General features: G+C 36.0%; 22 protein-coding genes. 20 read left to right on the top strand and 2 right to left on the bottom strand.

Going from position 1 to position 18,615, the window contains the following annotated elements:
• From BR52_RS00005 to BR52_RS00090, 18 genes are all read left to right on the top strand, one after another.
• Window positions 1-308, top strand: a 308-nt coding sequence (locus tag BR52_RS00005) for a toprim domain-containing protein (RefSeq protein WP_034568158.1), incomplete at its 5' end; no start/stop codon positions are given.
• A gap of 17 nt (window positions 309-325) precedes the next feature.
• Window positions 326-556 carry a YaaL family protein gene (locus BR52_RS00010; protein ID WP_034568159.1) on the top strand — a complete coding sequence of 77 codons (231 nt, stop codon included), beginning with the start codon at window positions 326-328 and terminating at the stop codon, window positions 554-556.
• 26 nt (window positions 557-582) lie between these two features.
• Window positions 583-1,998: an aminotransferase class I/II-fold pyridoxal phosphate-dependent enzyme gene (locus tag BR52_RS00015; protein WP_034568160.1), complete on the top strand. Its 1,416-nt coding sequence runs from the start codon at window positions 583-585 to the stop codon at window positions 1,996-1,998.
• Between the two features lie 40 nt (window positions 1,999-2,038).
• Window positions 2,039-2,497, top strand: a complete 459-nt coding sequence (locus BR52_RS00020; protein ID WP_034568161.1) for a hypothetical protein — start codon at window positions 2,039-2,041, stop codon at window positions 2,495-2,497.
• A gap of 136 nt (window positions 2,498-2,633) precedes the next feature.
• On the top strand, window positions 2,634-3,275 hold the full coding sequence (tmk, locus tag BR52_RS00025; protein ID WP_034568162.1) for a dTMP kinase: 642 nt from the start codon (window positions 2,634-2,636) through the stop codon (window positions 3,273-3,275).
• Window positions 3,276-3,296: 21 nt separating this feature from the next.
• Complete coding sequence (gene darA, locus BR52_RS00030; RefSeq protein WP_034573295.1) at window positions 3,297-3,626, top strand: cyclic di-AMP receptor DarA; 330 nt, start codon at window positions 3,297-3,299, stop codon at window positions 3,624-3,626.
• Window positions 3,627-3,647: 21 nt separating this feature from the next.
• Window positions 3,648-4,640: a DNA polymerase III subunit delta' gene (gene holB / locus BR52_RS00035; protein WP_034568163.1), complete on the top strand. Its 993-nt coding sequence runs from the start codon at window positions 3,648-3,650 to the stop codon at window positions 4,638-4,640.
• Window positions 4,641-4,669: 29 nt separating this feature from the next.
• The gene (locus tag BR52_RS00040) at window positions 4,670-5,482 is read left to right on the top strand and encodes a PSP1 domain-containing protein (RefSeq protein ID WP_034568164.1); all 813 of its coding nucleotides are present in this window, start codon (window positions 4,670-4,672) and stop codon (window positions 5,480-5,482) included.
• A 63-nt stretch (window positions 5,483-5,545) separates the two neighbouring features.
• Window positions 5,546-5,890: an initiation-control protein YabA gene (locus BR52_RS00045; protein WP_034568165.1), complete on the top strand. Its 345-nt coding sequence runs from the start codon at window positions 5,546-5,548 to the stop codon at window positions 5,888-5,890.
• Window positions 5,891-6,064: 174 nt separating this feature from the next.
• Window positions 6,065-6,262: a hypothetical protein gene (locus BR52_RS00050; RefSeq protein WP_034568166.1), complete on the top strand. Its 198-nt coding sequence runs from the start codon at window positions 6,065-6,067 to the stop codon at window positions 6,260-6,262.
• Between the two features lie 116 nt (window positions 6,263-6,378).
• Window positions 6,379-6,819: an Rrf2 family transcriptional regulator gene (locus BR52_RS00055; protein ID WP_034568167.1), complete on the top strand. Its 441-nt coding sequence runs from the start codon at window positions 6,379-6,381 to the stop codon at window positions 6,817-6,819.
• Between the two features lie 94 nt (window positions 6,820-6,913).
• The gene (locus BR52_RS00060) at window positions 6,914-7,549 is read left to right on the top strand and encodes an NAD(P)-dependent oxidoreductase (protein ID WP_034568168.1); all 636 of its coding nucleotides are present in this window, start codon (window positions 6,914-6,916) and stop codon (window positions 7,547-7,549) included.
• Between the two features lie 130 nt (window positions 7,550-7,679).
• Window positions 7,680-8,663: an NAD(P)H-quinone oxidoreductase gene (locus tag BR52_RS00065; protein ID WP_034568169.1), complete on the top strand. Its 984-nt coding sequence runs from the start codon at window positions 7,680-7,682 to the stop codon at window positions 8,661-8,663.
• Between the two features lie 69 nt (window positions 8,664-8,732).
• A complete protein-coding gene (locus BR52_RS00070) occupies window positions 8,733-9,521 on the top strand; it encodes a tRNA1(Val) (adenine(37)-N6)-methyltransferase (protein WP_051915572.1) in 789 nt (262 codons plus the stop codon).
• Window positions 9,505-9,840, top strand: a complete 336-nt coding sequence (locus tag BR52_RS00075) for a GIY-YIG nuclease family protein (protein WP_034568170.1) — start codon at window positions 9,505-9,507, stop codon at window positions 9,838-9,840. The genes BR52_RS00070 and BR52_RS00075 overlap by 17 nt, the downstream gene beginning before the upstream one ends.
• 3 nt (window positions 9,841-9,843) lie before the next feature.
• Window positions 9,844-10,722 (top strand): 16S rRNA (cytidine(1402)-2'-O)-methyltransferase, encoded by an 879-nt coding sequence (rsmI, locus tag BR52_RS00080; protein ID WP_174222334.1) that lies wholly within the window; start codon window positions 9,844-9,846, stop codon window positions 10,720-10,722.
• Window positions 10,723-10,872: 150 nt separating this feature from the next.
• Window positions 10,873-11,298: a GNAT family N-acetyltransferase gene (locus BR52_RS00085; RefSeq protein WP_034568171.1), complete on the top strand. Its 426-nt coding sequence runs from the start codon at window positions 10,873-10,875 to the stop codon at window positions 11,296-11,298.
• Window positions 11,299-11,430: 132 nt separating this feature from the next.
• Window positions 11,431-12,672 carry an MFS transporter gene (locus BR52_RS00090; RefSeq protein ID WP_034568172.1) on the top strand — a complete coding sequence of 414 codons (1,242 nt, stop codon included), beginning with the start codon at window positions 11,431-11,433 and terminating at the stop codon, window positions 12,670-12,672.
• A 41-nt stretch (window positions 12,673-12,713) separates the two neighbouring features.
• Here BR52_RS00090 and BR52_RS00095 read toward each other — a convergent pair whose 3' ends face one another.
• Window positions 12,714-15,425 (bottom strand): YhgE/Pip domain-containing protein, encoded by a 2,712-nt coding sequence (locus BR52_RS00095; protein ID WP_034568173.1) that lies wholly within the window; start codon window positions 15,423-15,425, stop codon window positions 12,714-12,716.
• Window positions 15,426-15,847: 422 nt separating this feature from the next.
• On the opposite strand from BR52_RS00095, the gene BR52_RS00100 reads away from it, so the two are divergent.
• Window positions 15,848-17,332: a glycosyl hydrolase family 18 protein gene (locus BR52_RS00100; protein WP_034568174.1), complete on the top strand. Its 1,485-nt coding sequence runs from the start codon at window positions 15,848-15,850 to the stop codon at window positions 17,330-17,332.
• Between the two features lie 141 nt (window positions 17,333-17,473).
• A complete protein-coding gene (locus tag BR52_RS00105; RefSeq protein WP_034573301.1) occupies window positions 17,474-18,040 on the top strand; it encodes a YdeI/OmpD-associated family protein in 567 nt (188 codons plus the stop codon).
• 48 nt (window positions 18,041-18,088) lie between these two features.
• On the opposite strand, the gene mscL is transcribed toward BR52_RS00105, so the two are convergent.
• Window positions 18,089-18,505 carry a large conductance mechanosensitive channel protein MscL gene (gene mscL / locus BR52_RS00110; RefSeq protein ID WP_034568175.1) on the bottom strand — a complete coding sequence of 139 codons (417 nt, stop codon included), beginning with the start codon at window positions 18,503-18,505 and terminating at the stop codon, window positions 18,089-18,091.
• Between the last annotated feature and the right edge of the window lie 110 nt (window positions 18,506-18,615).

Genomic DNA, 18,615 nt, shown 5'->3' on the forward strand with positions numbered 1-18,615 from the left:
TGCGTGAATATCATGGTTTATATCATGTCCTACATGGCGTATTGTCACCAATTGAAGGCACTGGTCCTGAAGATATCAACATTCCAAGTTTAATCAAACGACTTCAATCGGATGAAATCAATGAAGTGATTATTGCTACAAATGCAACCGCAGAAGGCGAAGCAACCGCTATGTATTTATCACGTTTAATTAAGCCAGCAGGAATTAAGGTGACGCGTTTAGCTCATGGATTATCTGTAGGTAGTGATATTGAATATGCCGATGAAATTACGTTATTGAAAGCTGTTGAAGGACGTAGAGAACTTTAAGGAAGAGGGAAGCGAAAATGTTTTTTAAGAAAAATAAAAAAGGATTATTGCGTAAAGAATACGATGAAGCCCTTTTAAACTTGATGTATCGTACAAAAGACCAATGGGAAAATAAGAAAGAAATTGAAGAGGCTGTATTTGATAAAGATGGGTTATTATTTGCAGAAACGAAATTAGCTGAAGCTAAATACTTCTATTTATTTAAAGAAGCACGAATTCGTAAAATTAAAAGTACAAAAATTAGATAGGTTTGATTAGAGGAGGTCATTAGCCGATGGAGAAAGAACAACTTAACCAACAGCAACGGCCTCTTTTTGACGCTTTGAGAAAGCACAAAAAAGTGGAAAAACAATCATTTCATGTTCCTGGACATAAAAATGGTTTAAATTGGCTAGATGAAATGAGTGAATTTAAACAGCTGTTGGCGTATGATCAAACCGAAGTAAGTGGCTTAGATTATCTGCATGAACCAACAGGTGTGATTGAAGCAAGTCAAACCTTGTTGTCTGATTTTTATAAAAGTGAGAAGAGTTATTATTTGGTTAACGGTTCAACAGTAGGAAACTTAGCGATGATTATGGCATCTGTGAAACGAGATGACCTCATTTTAATGACGCGTGATGCCCATCAGTCCGTTATTCATGGGGTTGAATTGGCAGGGGCAACTCCTTTGTTTTTAGGTCAAGTTAGTGATGCGGAGGGCACCATTAAAGCAGGAATTAAACCGGCAGATTTAAAGGCAGTATTCAAACAAAATTCAGGAATTAAAGCGCTGGTTATGACGTATCCAACTTACTACGGCGAAATTTATCCTTTAAAAGAGTTGATTGAACTTGCAAAAGCAAATAATTGCTTGGTGCTAGTCGATGAAGCGCACGGGGCTCACTTTACGTTAGGATCACCTTTTCCAGTTTCTGCACTGGAACTTGGAGCAGATGTAGTGGTTCATTCTGCACACAAAATGTTGCCGGCACTAACGCAAGGCTCTTATTTGCATATTGGAAAAGGAAGTTCCATAGAATTCCAAAGGGAAATAGAACATTATTTACACATACTTCAATCTAGTAGTCCTTCATATTTGTTGATGATGTCTTTGGAGTATGCACGTTACTTTTTAGCTAATTGGACATTGGATGATCTTAAGCAGACGCTTGCCTATGTGACTTTTTGGGAAAATAAATTAGAGCAAGCTGGATTTGATGTACTGAAAACAGCTGATCCGCTTAAATTGAACATTGGTAAAACAGGCTATTTAGGAGAAGAACTAGCTGTTTATTTTGAAGAAAAAGGGTTGTTCCCAGAGCTTTCGACGGAATTCTTTATTTTGTTGACATTTCCCTTGTTGAAAGCGCAGCAACCTATTCAACTACCAGAGGTAGAGTTTGCACAGCTTGAGAGCCGAGAAGTTGCAGTAAAAAAACGACCGATTGTCAGATACCCTCAAATGGCAACTTTAGCGTTATCTTATGAACAGCAAAAGATGAAGGCTGTTGAATTCGTTGATTTAGAACAGGCAATAGGGTGTATTTCAGCAGTTACGGTAACTCCTTATCCACCAGGAATTCCATTGATTTTAAAGGGAGAAGAAATTAAACAAGAGCAGCTGGCTGTTTTAAAAGCGGGGTTGGCACAGTTTAATCGAGTTGTAGGATTGAAAAATAAGAATAAAATCCTGGTTTTTTCTCATTAGGATATTAGATTGAAATTACAGAATTGAAAGAGGTTAAATTATGTTATCATTTGCTGAAAAAAAAGCGATTTTTGATGAATTTGAAGAATTAACGATGCACGAAGTTTCCCTTAAACGTTTGAATTACCATTTTGAAGAAAGTGCTGTTCCGAAAACAACAGTAGTCAAATTTTTACATCCTAATGGAAATGCCTTTATTTATGCGGGGTATTTGCCAGAAGAAGATACAATGAAAGGCTACATTTCTGTTTTAGAGGAAGATGCAGAAATGATTCGTCAAATGACAGCTGATGCGATTGAGTATTTAAAGAAAACGGTTGATGGCTATGAAGAAGGATACCAAGAAAATTGGGTGGAAGATCATGGCGATTATTTAACGCTAGAATATCGTAATGGTATGTGGTCCATTATCATGTCTAGTGGGGCATTAGAGGCTATCTTTAAAACTAGAGATGCTGCGGTTGGCTATTTGGAAGATGAAGGTTTTTTTGAGGAATAAGCAAGAAGACTATTCTAAGTGAATAGTCTTCTTTTTTTAGAATAAATTCATCCAAATAAGGATTTCAATTAGACTGATGACACTAGATAACGTATAATAAGAACTAAGAATTAAAGTAGATAAGGAGTACGATAAAGTGGCAGGTATTTTTATAACAGTAGAAGGTCCAGATGGTGCAGGAAAGACAAGTGTCTTAAGGGAGTTGTTGCCACTTTTAGAAAGCACAATTAAAATGAATGTAGTCGCAACAAGAGAACCAGGCGGGAGTCGGATTGCAGAAGAGATTCGTGAATTGATTCTGAATCCTCAAAACACAGAGATGGATATTCGTACAGAAGCCTTACTTTATGCAGCAGCTCGACGTCAACATTTAATTGAAAGAATCAACCCAGCTTTAGCCAAGGATGCTTTAGTAATTTGTGATCGATTTGTCGACAGCTCACTAGCCTATCAGGGGGCTGCTCGTGGTATCGGAATTTCAGAGGTAGCAGCAATCAATCACTTTGCAACAGACGGTGTAACGCCGGATTTAACCTTGTACTTAGATGTAGAGGCTAGTGTCGGAATTGAACGCATCAATCGCAATAAGGAAACACGTCAATTTGATCGTTTGGATCAAGAAAAATTGGAGTTTCATGAAGCGGTTCGTGCAGCGTATTTAACTTTAGTAGCAGAAAATCCAGCAAGAATCACCTTGATTGATGCAAGTGGTACGATTGAAGAAGTCGTAGCAGCTTGTTTAGATCAGATTAAACGTGTTTTTCCAACTAAATTTTAAAAAGAGAAAGGTTGAGTAATGATGAAATTAATTTTAGCGATTGTCCAAGATAAAGATAGTGTACGTTTGTCTAATGAATTTGTAGATGCAGGTGTACGTGCAACAAAACTCTCAACAACAGGCGGTTTTTTGAAAGCAGGAAATACAACGTTTATCGTAGGGATTGAAGACGAGCGAGTGGATGAAGTTTTAAACTTGATTCGTGAAACCTGTCAAGCTAGAGAACAATTTATGACGCCACCAATTAGTTTAGATGTTTCAATGGATACTCATATGCCTTACCCAATAGAAGTTCAAGTCGGCGGAGCGACCGTTTTTGTAATGCCAGTTGAACAATTTCACCAATTTTAAGGGATGAGTGAAGGTGACAAAATGGAAGGAACAGAAGAAAAAAAATTAGCGTGGCTTCAACCTGAATTAATGAATCGCTTTAAGCGAAATTTAAAGCATGGAGATCTTCTCCATGCTTACCTTTTTGAAGGAACAACAGGCACGGGTAAAAAAGAAATGGCTATGTGGTTAGCGCAATCACTTTTTTGTCAGGATAAAGTGGATGGTTCTCCTTGTGGGGTTTGTTTAAACTGCAAAAGGGTAGCAGATCATCAACACCCAGATGTGCTTGAAATCGAACCAGATGGCCTATCAATCAAGGTGGATCAAGTAAGAGAATTAAAAACTGAATTCTCTAAAAGTGGTGTAGAAAGTAGACAAAAAGTTTTTATTGTGACGGATGTTGAAAAAATGACCGTTGGAGCTGCTAATAGCTTATTGAAATTTTTAGAAGAACCAGATGGAACAGTTGTTGCATTTTTATTAACAACAGCTAAAAATCGAATTTTGCCCACAATCTTGTCACGATGTCAGCTAGTTCATTTTAGTCCATTGCCAAAGCAAATTTTACTCCAAGAATTGGAAAAATTAGAAATTAGTGAAAAACAAGGGGCTTTGTTGGTTCATTTGACGAATAGTTTGGATTCTGCGGTTGAAATGAATCGCAATGAATGGTTTAATGAAGCTAGGGGAATTATCTGGAAATGGTTTCACCAGATTTCCAAAAATGAGAAACAAGCATTTATTTTTGTACAAACAGATATTATCACCCATTTTAAAGAACGCGAGAACCAACAACTCGCCTTAGACATGTTGTTGCTTGCTTATCGTGATGCGTTAATGTTGTATTATCGCTCAGTTGATTTGTTAGCTTTTCCACAGCATCAAGACGTGTTAAATAGGTTCCAGCAAAAAGTTAATGGAAAAAAATTGACTGAAAGTATTGAAATGATCTTAACAAGTAAGAAAAAACTTGAAAGCAATGTTTCAGCACAAGGAGTTTTTGAACAATTGACGCTTCTTTTAATGGATTAATAGATAATGCTTGGAGTGAGGGACAAGGAATGCAAACAGTAATTGGAGTTAGATTCAAACATGCTGGCACAATTTACTATTTTTCTCCAGGAAAATATGAGTGTCATGTAGGAAATAAAGTAGTTGTAGAAACACAGCATTGTATAGAAATCGGCGTTGTTGTGATTGAAAAAAAAGAAGTGCATGAGGACGATTTAGTGCAACCACTTAAAACAATCAATGGCATTGCTTCTGATAAAGATTTAAAAAAAGAAGAACAAAATAAAGTAGACGCTGAAGCAGCTTTTAGTGTTGCAAATAAAAAGATTTCAGCACATCATTTAGAAATGAAATTAATTAACGTAGAATATACATTTGACCGAAGTAAAATGATTTTTAATTTTAGTGCGGAAGGACGAATTGATTTTCGGGAGCTCGTGAAGGATTTAGCGAGTATTTTTAAAACGAGGATTGAATTGCGCCAAATTGGTGTGCGTGATGAAGCCAAATTGCTTGGTGGAATCGGACCTTGTGGACGGATGCTGTGTTGTTCGACTTTCTTAGGTGATTTTATGCCCGTTTCAATTAAAATGGCAAAAGATCAAAACTTATCATTAAATCCAACGAAAATTTCAGGATTATGTGGTCGTTTGATGTGTTGTTTGAAATATGAAAATGATGAGTATGAATCAGCAAAACGTGAGTTGCCTGATTACGGAAAAAAAGTTCAAACACCAGATGGTGAAGGCACCGTAGTAGGTTTGAATTTATTAAGTCGTATCATCAAGGTACGCTTAAAAGGCCGCGAAACAGCTCTAGAGTATACGTTAGAAGAGTTAAATGGAGCAACTCCTAGTATGTAAAGTAAGTTTCTTTTAAAGGGATCGTAAGTTTATAATTTCATATTAAAGAACGGGTGATAATAAATGGATAAAAGAACTTTATATGATAGCTTTACAAAACTAGAACTTGAGACTGAAGCGACGCTACACCAAATTACAAGTTTAAAAAAAGGGGTAGAAGAGCTAGTAGAAGAAAATGCCGTTTTACGAATTGAAAATCAACATTTAAGAGACCGGCTAGATGATATTGAAAAACAACAACGAATTGATGAGGCAGCTATCGAACCTGAAATGACCAAGTCACGAATGAATTTAGAAAAACTTTATGAAGATGGTTTCCATGTTTGTAATGTTTTCTATGGTTCAAGAAGAGTAGATGATGAGCCCTGTGCGTTTTGTTTGGATGTTATTTATGGAGAACGACGTTAAAATAATCCTGTTTAGATTGTTAAAATAACAAGTCTAAACAGGATTGTTTTATTTTTATTAAGGAATATAAGCTAGTCTTAAAAGAAAAATAATAAGACAATTCTTTTAAGATATGATATATTATAACAAAGATAAAGAAAGCGCTTTTAGATTAAGAGGAAGGGTGAACTACAAATGAATCAAATGACTGTAGTAGAAGTAACTGAATTTTTAAAACGTCAAAAAGAAACAACTACGTTTACCTTTAATATGGTAAATCCAGATAATTTTATGATGGTAATTGAATTGAAAAATAATTCTGATGCCTATGAATTTATTGAAAAAAATACAGAATCTACTTTTGAACTCGTTGGAGCAAATGAATTAATTTAATAGAAAGTGAGGAAGGGGAGCGATTAGCTACTCTTCTTTTTATTTTTTTGAGTAAATGGGTTGACATTTTATTCTTTTGTAACTATAATAGTTACAGATGGAGAGGAAGGGTTGTTATGAGTATTTCGACAAAATTTCCTGTAGCTGTCCATGTGTTATCGATTCTCTCTTTAAATCGCCAAACAACAATTTACTCAGATTATATTGCTGCAAGTGTCAATACAAATCCAGTTGTTATCAGACGTATTGTAGGGTTACTCAAAAAAGCAGGTTTAGTTGATTCCGCTCCTGGTATGGGAGGCATTACTCTATTGAAGGAACCGCAAGAGATTACGTTGTATGATATTTACAATGCCGTAAGCGTCAAAGACAAACAATTGTTTAGCTTGCATCAAGATACAAACCCAGAGTGTGTCGTTGGAAAAAATATTCAGCAATCACTTGTTGGAGTGATGAGAACAGCCGAGGAAGCGATGGAAGATGAGCTTAAGAAAACCACATTGGCAGATACGATTAACGAGATTACCGTTTTAGAGGCTCGTTCTTTAGTGAAGTAACGTTAGAAATAGGTTGAATGTAATGTTCATCCTTTCATTTTTAGTTAAATTGTAACTGTTTCAGTTACAAAAAAACAATTAGGAGGAATTTATGATGAAAATTGGTATTATTGGAGCAAGTGGAAAAGCAGGACAAATGATTACAGATGAAGCAGTGGCAAAAGGTCATACAGTAACGGCCATTGTAAGAGATGCAAAAAAAGTAACTAATAAAGATGTCGCTGTTTTGGAGCGTGATTTATTTGATTTAACTTTTGAGGATATTGCAGATTTTGATATTTTAGTAGATGCCTTTAATGCACCCCATGGACATGAAGAGTTACACAAAACAAGCTTAGCACATTTAGTAACGCTATTAAAAAGCCATAAAGCTCCTCGTTTAATGGTTGTGGGTGGTGCAGGAAGTCTTTATGTTGATCCAGAAATGAAAGTACGCGTAATGGATACACCCGATTTTCCAGATGCATTTAAACCAACTGCAAGTAATATGGGTGAAGCTTTCGACCAATTAAAAGCAACAAATGATGTTACTTGGACGTATATTAGTCCATCAGCAATGTTCTTACCAGATGGCGCTAAAACTGGTGAGTATGTGATTGGAAAAGATCATCTATTAGTAAATGCTGCAGGTTCAAGTGAAATTAGTTATGCTGATTTTGCAACAGCATTGGTTGACGAAGCAGAAGCAGGTAAACATATTAATGAACGCTTTACCGTTGGATCTAAATAATTTTAATTGGCTACTACTCCTTTCACAGAGTAGTAGTTTTTTATTTGAATTTAACAGCGCAACTCTTTAGAAAGTTGAATCATCTATGTTACAATAATCCTACGATCACAAGAGAAAGTAGGGGAAATAGATGAAAGCAATTAGTATGAAAAAACCAGGGAGTTCTAAGGAATTAGTGTTAAAAGATAGTGGAATTCCAATTCCGAAACAAGGGGAATTGTTAGTAAAGGTAGAAACAGCTGCCGTTAACCGGACAGATATTGTGACAAGAGAAAACCAAAATTTTAAAGAACCCTATCCAATTTTTGGAGTAGAAATTGCAGGTACAGTAGTTGAAAATCAGAGCACGTTTACGGAATTTCCAAAAGGGACAAGGGTTTGTGGTTTGGTGAATCGTGGAGGGTACGCAGAGTATGCAGTATTGCCAGCAGATCGCGCCATTCTAATTCCAGAACATCTTGATTTTACACAGGCAGCAGGGGTTCCAGAAGTCTTTTTAACAGCGTATCAAACCTTGTATTGGTTAGGTGATTTACAAGAAGGTCAAACGGTGTTGATTCATGCAGGTGCTAGTGGTGTCGGCACGGCAGCGATTCAATTAGCAAAACAATTAACAAAAGCAACCGTAATTGTAACAGCAGGTTCTGTAGACAAGTTAGCATTTTGTGAAGAACTTGGAGCGGATGTTGTGATTAATTATAAAACAGAAGACTTTTCTGAACGCGTTATGGAAGTAACGAATCAAGTTGGTGTGGATGTGATCCTTGATTTTATTGGTGCGTCCTATGTAGAAAAAAATCTAAAAAGTATTAAAGTAGATGGTCATTGGGTTCTGATTGGCACTCTGGGTGGTTCTGTGGTGGAAGAATTTGATTTAAGAAGTTTGATGGCAAAACGGATTACGTTGGTGGGAACGTTGTTAACACCTCGAAGTGATGCTTACAAGGCAAAATTAACGCATGAAATGATGGCTAAAACCTTGCCTTATTTTGAATCAGGGGCGATTAAACCGATTATTGATTGTGTTTTTCCACTTGAAAAGGCAGCAGCGGCACATGATTATATGGAAGCTAATAAAAATATTGGGAAAATCATTTTAAAAGTAACGGAATAAAAGGAAGGCGTTAGAAAGGGGAATTCACCTTTTTCTAACGTTTTTTGTATCTTTTTTATGTTATAATAAATGACGATTATACTAGTGAAGGAAGTGGCTTATTTGACACAATGGTTAAAAGACGATGAACGGATGGATCGCTTAGTTCGAGCTAATTTAGATATTATTCAAAGCCCATCTGTTTTTTCCTACTCATTGGATGCCGTTTTGCTAGCGCATTTTGCAAATGTTCCACAAGGAAATCGCAGCCAAATCGTGGATCTATGTGCTGGAAATGGTGCGGTAGGGCTGCTTCTTAGTGAGAAAACCAAAAGTAAAATTACCGGAATTGAACTTCAACCACGTCTAGCAGATATGGCAGAACGAAGTATTCAGCTAAATCAGCTATCGGATCAAGTCCGTGTGATTGAAGGGAATTTAAGTGAGGCGACAAAATGGATTGAAAAGGATTCGGTAGATGTTGTCACTTGTAATCCACCGTATTTTTCATCTCCAGTCACCAGTAAAAAAAATCCCAATCCACACTTGGCAATTGCAAGACATGAAATCCATACAAATTTAAATGAAGTGATGTCAGTGACCAGTGGCTTATTAAAAATGAACGGCAAAGCTTATTTTGTTCACAGACCAGATCGTTTGATTGAAATTTTAGAAGCCATGAAGGCCAATCGTTTAGCGCCAAAAAGAATGCAGTTGGTTTATCCAAAAGTGAATAAAGAAGCCAATATTTTGTTGATTGAAGGCATTAAAGATGGGAAAGAGACAGGCTTTCGCGTGATGCCACCATTATTTGTGTACGGTGAAGATAATGAGTATTTACCAGAAATTAGAGGGATTTTATATGGCGATAAAGACTAGTTATTTCTATGTACTCCTTTGTCAGGATGGTACGTTTTATGGTGGGTATACAACGGATTTGAAACGACGTGAAAAAGAGCATAATGATGGTGTCGGTGCAAAATATACAAAGCCTTCGTACCGACGGCCTTTGAAAATGATTTACGCTGCTGGCTTTCCATCAAGAAGTGAAGCAACGAAGGCAGAGTATGCCTTTAAAAAACAAACGAAGGCTAAAAAAATAGCTTTTTTAAAACAGGCAGGAATTGAATTTCCAATTAAAAAAACACAAGTATGTATTGTTGACCTAAGCCAAGCAGAGAATGAAAAGGAGGGATAGCGCATGATTTCAAGTCAAAAAAGTTTTCAAGATGAAACAAAAGGAATTCTATACTTAATCCCAACCCCAATTGGCAATTTAGAAGATATGACGCTGCGAGGCATTCGGTTGTTAAAAGAAGTCGATTTAATTGCTTCAGAAGATACGAGAAATACGCAAAAATTACTCAATCATTTTGAAATTACGACGCCGCAAATCAGTTTTCATGAACACAATACTCAAGAGCGTATTGGTCAATTAACGGAAAAATTGTTAGCCGGAACAAGCATTGCACAAGTGAGTGATGCAGGAATGCCTTCCATTAGTGATCCGGGCCATGAATTGGTGGTTGCTTGTATCGAATTAGCCATTCCAGTGGTACCATTACCGGGAGCGAACGCTGGTTTAACTGCCTTAATCGCTTCTGGATTAGCACCGCAACCTTTTTATTTTTATGGGTTTTTACCGCGGAAAAAGAAAGAACAAATCCAAGAATTGACAAAGCTAAATCAGCATCAAGAAACGGTTATCTTATACGAATCTCCCCATCGTTTAAAAGAAGTGTTGAAAAATATGATAGAAGTTTTTGGGCCAACGCGTAAAATTGTGTGTTGTCGAGAGTTGACGAAAAAATTTGAAGAGTTCTTGCGAGGTACTTTAGAAGAGGCTTACCAGTGGGCAACTGATTCAGAAGTTCGTGGAGAATTTTGTCTGATTTTAGAAGGCAATCATGAGGGGACTTATCATGAGGAAATACGTGATTGGGAAAATTTGAGTTTGAAAGAGCATGTTGAAAAAGTCATGGACGAACAAGAATTGCCAAGTAAAAAAGCCATTAAAGAAGTGGCGTTGTTGAGAGAATTGAAAAAGCAAGAGGTGTATAGCGCTTATCACGAGCTGTAAAAAGGTATTGCAATTTAGCGAAAAGGATGATATGCTGAAATCCAATATCGGAGGGTACACGTTGTGCTGGACAAGATGGTTAACGAAAGTTAATTTTCTTGTCCAGTTTTTTTTTGTTCAGATATAAATTTAATGATGGAGTGAAGCAAAATGGAAATCAAACAGGTAGATTATACACAAAATAGCCAACAATTGTTGAAGAAATTAGATGATTACACAAAAGTAAAAGTCCCTGATTTAACAGGTTATGAAAGTCAAAAAATCAGTTTTTCTATTGAAGAAGCAGGAGAAGTGCTAGGTGGTATTGTAGGTGAAATTCATTGGAATTATTTACGGATTGAATTGTTTTATGTTGCTGAGAATACAAGAGGAAAAGGAGTAGGTAAGCAATTACTGGAGCATGTGGAGCAGTTGGCTAAAGAAGCAAAATGTCAGTTGATCGTATTAGAAACAATGAGTTTCAATGCCCCAGGTTTTTATTTAAAAAATGGGTATCAAGAAATTGGAAAAATCGAAGAACACCCATTACCGGCAGAAGCACATTATTTTATGATGAAAAGAATTGCTGTTAGCTAAAAATGCAGGTGGATAAAAAAATTGTGACGAAATGCAAAAAAGCTATTGTACTTTTCCTCAGTTATCCGTATAATAAGTCTAACGTAAAATAATGAATGGCAGAGATCATTCGTTTTAGGAGGAAAAGTGAATATGATAAGTAAAACGGCACAAGGCAAAACAGCAATGTCAGGCTACCAAAAAAGGGTATTGGCTTCGTCAGCAGCAGGATTAGGGTTAGAAAGTATGGACATCATGTTCTTATCTTTCGCATTAACATCAATCATTGCAGATTTAAATGTTAACGGCGCAGCAGCAGGCTTGATTTCTTCCATTACAAATGTGGGAATGCTTTTAGGTGGCGTTATTTTTGGCGTCTTAGCAGATAAATATGGACGAATTAAAATTTTTACCTATACGATTTTAATTTTCGCACTGGCAACAGGAGCGATGTATTTCGCAAGCAATATTTACTTGGTTTACCTCTTCCGTTTTTTAGCAGGAATTGGTGCTGGTGGAGAATATGGAATTGGAATGGCAATTGTCGCTGAAGCATTTCCGAAAGAAAAATTAGGGAAAATGACTTCGATTGTTGCAGTTGCAGGACAAATGGGTGCGATACTAGCTGCCATTATTGCGGCGATCATTATTCCGCTATTTGGTTGGCACGCATTATTTTTATTCGGACTTTTACCGGTAGTCATGACCTTTTTTATCCGCAATCATTTAGATGAAAGTGAAGAGTGGAAAAAAAGTCAAGCAGACACCGAAAATAAACCTAATGTTTCGTTAACAGAACTTTTTAAAACGCCTAAGTTGGCGCGTCAAACGATTTCTCTAATGATGATGGCGATTATCCAAATCGCTGGATACTTTGGTTTAATGAACTGGTTGCCTTCCATCGTTCAAAAGAATTTAGGGTTGTCCGTTTCGGGATCGTCTTTATGGATGATTTCCACCATAGTAGGTATGAGCTTAGGTATGTTATTGTTTGGGAAAATATTAGATACATTAGGTGCTCGCTTGGCATATAGTGTGTTCTTATTAGCTTCAGCAGCTTCAGTTTTTATCTTCGTTTATGCTTCAAATCAATGGACTATGCTGATTGGCGGAGCCATTGTCGGATTTTTTGCTAATGGAATGTTTGCAGGTTATGGCGCTATTGTGAGCCGCTTATATCCAACCTCCATTCGTTCTACGGCAAATAACGTTATTATTAATACAGGGCGTGCTGTTGGTGGGTTTTCATCAGTAGTGATTGGGTTCTTATTAGATCAATACAATTTATTAGTCGTGATGGGTTTCCTATCAATTTTGTACTTAATCAGCTTTTTGATTATGTTGAGTGTGAGTGGATTAAAGCGTGAAAATTATTTAAATCCTGATTTTAAATAGAAAAAAGTTCCTGATATTGAATTCAATATCAGGAACTTTTTTTAATGGAAAAATTTACTCTCATTAACGGCTGCATGCAATCGTTTAACGTAGACGCTAATATAAGGTTGGAAAATAATTCCAAAGATGCCAATGACTAACCCAAACATCAACAGGACGGTAATGTACGTCCAAGCATTTGCCCAGTAAATACCACCAACAGGTTCTCGTAAGAGGTTAACCGCGTAAGTAAAGGGAAGTAAGGGATTAATCATTTGGAAAAATTTACCGGATAATTCAATTGGGAAGTTTCCGCCACCTCCTGAAATCGAGAGGACAAGTAAGATAATTCCCACACCTTTTCCGAGATTTCCAAAGACAGCAGCGAGAATGTATAAAATCGACATAAAGACGAGACCAACAAAGATGGTCATCAAAACAAACCAGCCTTTTTCAGCAGTATAGGTGTGTAGCAGGTAGAGATTGCCTAAAGCAACAATCAACGCTTGGAAAAAGCCAACGGATAGGAAGCTTAACATACGTGCTGAATATTGTTCTCTTTTTGAAAAGCGCTTTTTATCTTTATCCGACAGGACAAATTCTGTACTAGCAATATTTGAAAAAAGTAAGCCTCCCACCCATAGACAAAGAGCTGTATAGAAAGGCGCACTAGCCGATCCATAATTAGGAATTGGATAGAAAGAATGTTGTTTCATCTGAACAGGTTTAGATAAAAAATCACTTTCTGCATTTGCATCAGCCTTGAGTAGCTTGATGATTTCGCCTAAATCAACATTTTGTTGCTGTTCTTTTACAACGGTAGCTGCTTTTTCAATTCCTACGCGAATAGAAGGCCAATCGTTTGTAATAAGTTCGCTAGCTGCGTTTAAGGCTGTTTCAACATCAGGGAATTTCTCGTTAACCATTGAAAGTGTTTTAGTTAAATCACTTTCAACCCCGGGCAAATCATTTTGGATAAAGGCGGTGGCCTTGTTTAAATGCTCTTTGATGCCTGGGAAATCATTTTTATAAAAATCAGCACCCTTGTTAATGCCACCGATAATTAAATCCATATTGCCATTTAAAATCGTGTTTGCATCATGAATTTCTTGTTTTAAAGCAGGTAGTTCTTGTTGGTATTTTTGTAAATAAGCAATGGCAGTTGTAATCGTACCAGAGGTACTCGTTAGCAGGCCATCGATATTTGGAATTTCTGTATTTGCAGAGTTTAACACATTGCCTGCGTTATCTAAAGCATCGCTTAATTGTGTTATTAAGCGGTCTACTTTGTCACTAATTCCTGCATTTTCAACGACTGAAACAGCATTGATAAAGGTGTCAGCCGAATTGCTGATTTCAGTTAATTGCTGTTTGATTTGTTCGGTTGTTAAGGTATCAATGGTATCATAGAGTTTTTGTACTTTCTGTTGGAGCGATTGGAGCGCCGTTTGGACTTTTTTTAGATCTTCAATAACTGGCGCTAAATCTTGATTGCCAGCTGCGGTTTGCAATTGTGTTAAATTATCAATCAAATTGCCAATTAAAGCATTTGCTGACGTTAAGTTTTCACTTAGGCGATTTAAAATTTGTTTGATAGTGGCTTTATCTTCAGGGGTTAATTCTGCTTTGTCAATAAAAGTTTGTAAGGAAGAGACAACCTCTTTAACCGTTGAAGCAATATTCGTTATGACATTCAGTCCAGAATCAATCGCCGTTTTAATTGCCGCAAAAGCTTGTTTTAGCTTAGGTAAAATTTCCTTTACAGTAGAGACCATACCACTTGCCTGCTCACCTAATTTAGTGACGTCAGGTAGAATTTTTTGAACATCAGAAATAATGCTTAAAGCACCATTAGCTTCAGTAATACCTTCATTTAAAGTATTGGCGATTCCGTCAAAATCTTGATCGATTTTTGCAAGTTGGGTTCCAGCATTTTGAATTTCTGGAATTTTTGTTTGAAGGGTTAAAATTAGTTCGCCAGTTCGATCAAATTGAGGAAGCAACTGATTGACCTCAACAACCTTTTGGGTAACTTGGTTAATTTCCGGTAAATAATCAATAAACTCATTTGCTTTAGCCAATTTGTCCTTCATTTCTGGCATTTTTCCTTGAAGATCAACCACTTCTTTTGTGTAGCCGTCTATTGTGTCTAAGTTATTATTTAAATCGAGAACAAGATTTGAAATTTTTGTAATAGCTGGCAAATTATTATCTAAGTCAATACCAATGGCGTTAAACTCAGAGACCACTGTTTTACTGACGGTCGAAACAAACTCTTGAGAAATAGTTTCTTGCAAGGTGGAAGCGCCTTTATCAGTTATTTTAGGAGCAATCGCATTGATTTTTTCATTGACGCTGTAATCAATGGTTGGTTTTTTGATATCCCCCTTAACAAAACTTAATAAATCAGCAGAAAAAGTTTTTGGAATGTAAATTCCAGCATAAAATTTTCCGCTTTTTACCCCTTTATCTAGCTCTTTTTTTGAGTCTACAAATTCCCAACCTAAATTGTGATTGTCGTGAAGGGAGGCAATTAATTTATCTCCAATATTGATTTTTGTGTCTTTAATCGAAGCGGTTTTATCTGCACTATAAACGGCAATTTTTAATTCACTCGTATTGCTATAAGGATCCCATAGAGCCGCAATGTTAAACCATGCGTAGAGTGAGGGGATAATAATCATGGCAACAATTAAAAGAAAGGCAAAGGGATTTTTAAAAATACGTTGCCAATCTAAACGATACAGTTCAAAGACATTTTTAAAGTGCTTCATAAGTAGTAAGTCTCCTTTTGGTTGTTTTATATGTAGATAAAAATAGTACTAGTAGAGAGTATTTATTTATAAATTAGTTATTTTATCTTCAATAAGTATACCTTAAAAACAATCATTTGAATAAGGATTTCCTCTTTTTTATAAAATAGAAAAAAGTATGAGAGTATTTTTTAATTAATAAAAAAAGATCTAAAATAAAAAAAGTACAGACATGAGAATTGGTCTATATATTAATGAAGGATATATTAATTAGAAGCTGAAATGATAATTAATCTGGTTGTAAATTGGTATATAAATCCAATTGGAATATATCTTAAAATATTAATATAATTTTGACTTAAATTTTGACATTTTATTTTTTTTATTATAACATGGTTGTTGAAAGCGCTTTTAAAAATAAAAGTTGATAAGGAGTTTTGATAATGAAAAAGGGAAACTTGTTTAAAAAAGGGTTAATTTTAGGAGTAACAGCATGTTCTTTATTTTTAGTTCAACAATTAAAGGTAAATGCGGCAGATGATGCTTCAGTCATGCCAAGTATTGAAAATAAACAGATTTTAATGGGATTTTGGCATAACTGGCAAGCCAATCCTAATGATGGATATAAACGTGGTTCTTCAGCAGAAATTGCATTGAGAGATACACCAGACGCATATAATGTTGTTGCAGTAGCCTTTATGAAAGGGGAAGGAATTCCAACTTTTAAACCTTACAAAGGAACAGATGCAGAATTTCGCCAGCAAGTCGGAGAACTAAATAAAGCAGGCAAACCGGTTTTGATTTCATTAGGTGGAGCGGATGCTCATGTGCAATTAAAAAATGGCGATGAAACAGCATTTGCGAATGAACTGATTCGTTTAGTCGAAACCTATGGCTTTGATGGAATTGATATCGATTTAGAACAAGCAGCCATTACAGCTGGAGATAACAAAACGGTTATTCCTAAAGCTCTAAAAATCGTGAAAGCACATTACAAAGCTCAAAATCAAAACTTTATTATTAGCATGGCACCAGAATTCCCTTATTTAAAACCTGGAAATGCGTATGAATCTTATTTAACTTCATTAAAAGATGAGTATGATTTTATCGCACCACAATTGTACAACCAAGGTGGAGATGGTGTTTGGGTAGATGAAATCAGCAAATGGGTAACACAAAATGATGATGCTTATAAATATGAATTTCTTTATTATATGGCAGATTCTTTAATTCATGGGACACGAGGCTTCTTACAAATTCCAGCTTCAAAATTAGCAATCGGTTTACCAGCTAATAATGATGCAGGGGCATCAGGCTATGTTAAAGATCCACAAGTGGTGTATAACGTCTTTGATCAATTAAAAAAAGACGGCAATCCTATTAAAGGGCTGATGACTTGGTCGATTAACTGGGATTTAGGCAAGGATGTCAATGGCGTTGCTTACAATCAAGGATTTTCAAAAGCGTATGATACATTGATTAACGGTGGTGGAGGTGTGGCAGATACGGAAAAGCCATCAGCTCCAACGAATGTGAAAGCGAGTAATATAACCGCTAACCAAGTTCAGTTGGATTGGACAGCATCAACAGACAATATTGGTGTGACAGGCTATCAGATTCTACGCGATGGCGTCGTAGTTGGAACTGCAAAGGGTACAACGTACAGCGATAGCGGTTTAAAACCAGCTACTAGTTACAGCTATCAAATCAAAGCAACAGACCGTGCTGGAAATGTTTCATTAGGAAGTGCATCGCTTGCTGTGAAAACGATAGAAGGGCCTGAAGTTCCAAGTAATGAATGGGATGCAACCAAAACCTATGTCGCAGGGGATAAAGTTACCTACAAAGGAAAAGGCTACCAAGCGCAATGGTGGACTAAAGGAGAAGAGCCAAGTTTAGCTACTTCAATTGTTTGGAAAGCGATTTAAAGCATTTTTTAATAAAGAAGGGACTTGATGTTTTTTTCAAGTCTCTTTTTTTAGTTAGATAGAGCTAAAACAGATGTATAGAGTTCAGTTATTATGATAAACTTAAAGGAAAGAATAATTTTAAGTACGAAAGGTAAGAGGATGAAAATAGATAACATACTCAAAGTTACAAGTAGACGGGAATTACGTGATTGGCTGATAACTAATTGTGAAACAGCTAAGTATTGTTGGATAACGGTAAGTATTCAACCTGAAGTCAATAAACTTCTCTATTTAGATGCTGTAGAAGAAGCGTTGTGTTTTGGGTGGATTGATGGAATAAAAAAGAAATTAGATGGACAACTAGTTCAACGATTAAGTCCAAGGTCAACCAAAAGCAATTGGACAGAATTAAATAAAGAACGTGTTCGAAGATTAGAGAAACAAGGATTGATGACTGATTTTGGGGCAAAAGTACTTCCAAACATGGATCTGTCTTCTTTTATAATAGATGAACAAATCCTTCAACGTTTAAAAGAAGACTTAGAAGTTTATAAAAATTTCACAACCTTTCCTGAGTTATATCAAAGAATTCGTATCGATACAATCCAAAGTAATAAAAAAGAAACGGAATTATTTGAGAAAAGGTTAGACAAATTGATTGATCATACAAAATTGAATAAGCTGTATGGCTCTTGGCACGATGACGGGAGATTACTGGACTACTAAACTAAAACAAGGTTTGCTTCAATTGATTCAATTAAAGCAAACCTTGTTTTAGTTAGTGTGATTGTTTTTAGCTTGGAGAGCTAATAAATCGCGAATTTCTTTCAAATATTCTTCAGAAGCTTCAATTGTAGGTTCTTCGGTTGTTTCTTCAGTAGGTTTTTTGAATTTAGTTGTTAACGTGTTGATTGCTTTAATAAAGATAAAAATAGCAAATGCAATAATAACAAAATCAATAATTGATTGTAAAAATGCGCCGTATTTTAATTCAGCAGTTCCAACTTTGACCATTAAACCAGAAACGTCATGACCACCTAAGATAATTCCAATTAAGGGTGTGATGATATTTTTAACCAGTGAAGTTACAATGGCGCTAAAAGCACCCCCAATAACAACCCCAACAGCTAAGTCAAGTACATTTCCACGTAGAGCAAATTCTTTAAATTCATTCATAAAATTTTTAAACATAACAGAGACCTCCTTATTTAAGATAGTGTATTCAATAACAGTATATAGAAAAGTGGCTTAAAATAAAAGAGAAACGTTTATGTAGAATAAACTTTTAAGATAAGATGCAG

This window comes from Carnobacterium divergens DSM 20623, from assembly GCF_000744255.1.
GTDB classification, from domain to species: Bacteria; Bacillota; Bacilli; order Lactobacillales; family Carnobacteriaceae; genus Carnobacterium; species Carnobacterium divergens.

Bases quoted from the DNA above. Each gene is read 5' to 3' on its own strand.
- BR52_RS00065 (WP_034568169.1), top strand. From the start codon at position 7,680: ATGAAAGCAATTAGTATGAAAAAACCAGGGAGTTCTAAGGAATTAGTG.
- BR52_RS00045 (WP_034568165.1), top strand. From the start codon at position 5,546: ATGGATAAAAGAACTTTATATGATAGCTTTACAAAACTAGAACTTGAG.
- holB (WP_034568163.1), top strand. From the start codon at position 3,648: ATGGAAGGAACAGAAGAAAAAAAATTAGCGTGGCTTCAACCTGAATTA.
- BR52_RS00090 (WP_034568172.1), top strand. From the start codon at position 11,431: ATGATAAGTAAAACGGCACAAGGCAAAACAGCAATGTCAGGCTACCAA.
- BR52_RS00095 (WP_034568173.1), bottom strand. From the start codon at position 15,425: ATGAAGCACTTTAAAAATGTCTTTGAACTGTATCGTTTAGATTGGCAA.
- BR52_RS00055 (WP_034568167.1), top strand. From the start codon at position 6,379: ATGAGTATTTCGACAAAATTTCCTGTAGCTGTCCATGTGTTATCGATT.
- BR52_RS00060 (WP_034568168.1), top strand. From the start codon at position 6,914: ATGAAAATTGGTATTATTGGAGCAAGTGGAAAAGCAGGACAAATGATT.
- darA (WP_034573295.1), top strand. From the start codon at position 3,297: ATGAAATTAATTTTAGCGATTGTCCAAGATAAAGATAGTGTACGTTTG.
- BR52_RS00020 (WP_034568161.1), top strand. From the start codon at position 2,039: ATGTTATCATTTGCTGAAAAAAAAGCGATTTTTGATGAATTTGAAGAA.
- BR52_RS00105 (WP_034573301.1), top strand. From the start codon at position 17,474: ATGAAAATAGATAACATACTCAAAGTTACAAGTAGACGGGAATTACGT.
- BR52_RS00015 (WP_034568160.1), top strand. From the start codon at position 583: ATGGAGAAAGAACAACTTAACCAACAGCAACGGCCTCTTTTTGACGCT.
- BR52_RS00100 (WP_034568174.1), top strand. From the start codon at position 15,848: ATGAAAAAGGGAAACTTGTTTAAAAAAGGGTTAATTTTAGGAGTAACA.
- BR52_RS00050 (WP_034568166.1), top strand. From the start codon at position 6,065: ATGAATCAAATGACTGTAGTAGAAGTAACTGAATTTTTAAAACGTCAA.
- mscL (WP_034568175.1), bottom strand. From the start codon at position 18,505: ATGTTTAAAAATTTTATGAATGAATTTAAAGAATTTGCTCTACGTGGA.
- BR52_RS00075 (WP_034568170.1), top strand. From the start codon at position 9,505: ATGGCGATAAAGACTAGTTATTTCTATGTACTCCTTTGTCAGGATGGT.
- BR52_RS00070 (WP_051915572.1), top strand. From the start codon at position 8,733: ATGACGATTATACTAGTGAAGGAAGTGGCTTATTTGACACAATGGTTA.
- BR52_RS00085 (WP_034568171.1), top strand. From the start codon at position 10,873: ATGGAAATCAAACAGGTAGATTATACACAAAATAGCCAACAATTGTTG.
- BR52_RS00040 (WP_034568164.1), top strand. From the start codon at position 4,670: ATGCAAACAGTAATTGGAGTTAGATTCAAACATGCTGGCACAATTTAC.
- BR52_RS00010 (WP_034568159.1), top strand. From the start codon at position 326: ATGTTTTTTAAGAAAAATAAAAAAGGATTATTGCGTAAAGAATACGAT.
- rsmI (WP_174222334.1), top strand. From the start codon at position 9,844: ATGATTTCAAGTCAAAAAAGTTTTCAAGATGAAACAAAAGGAATTCTA.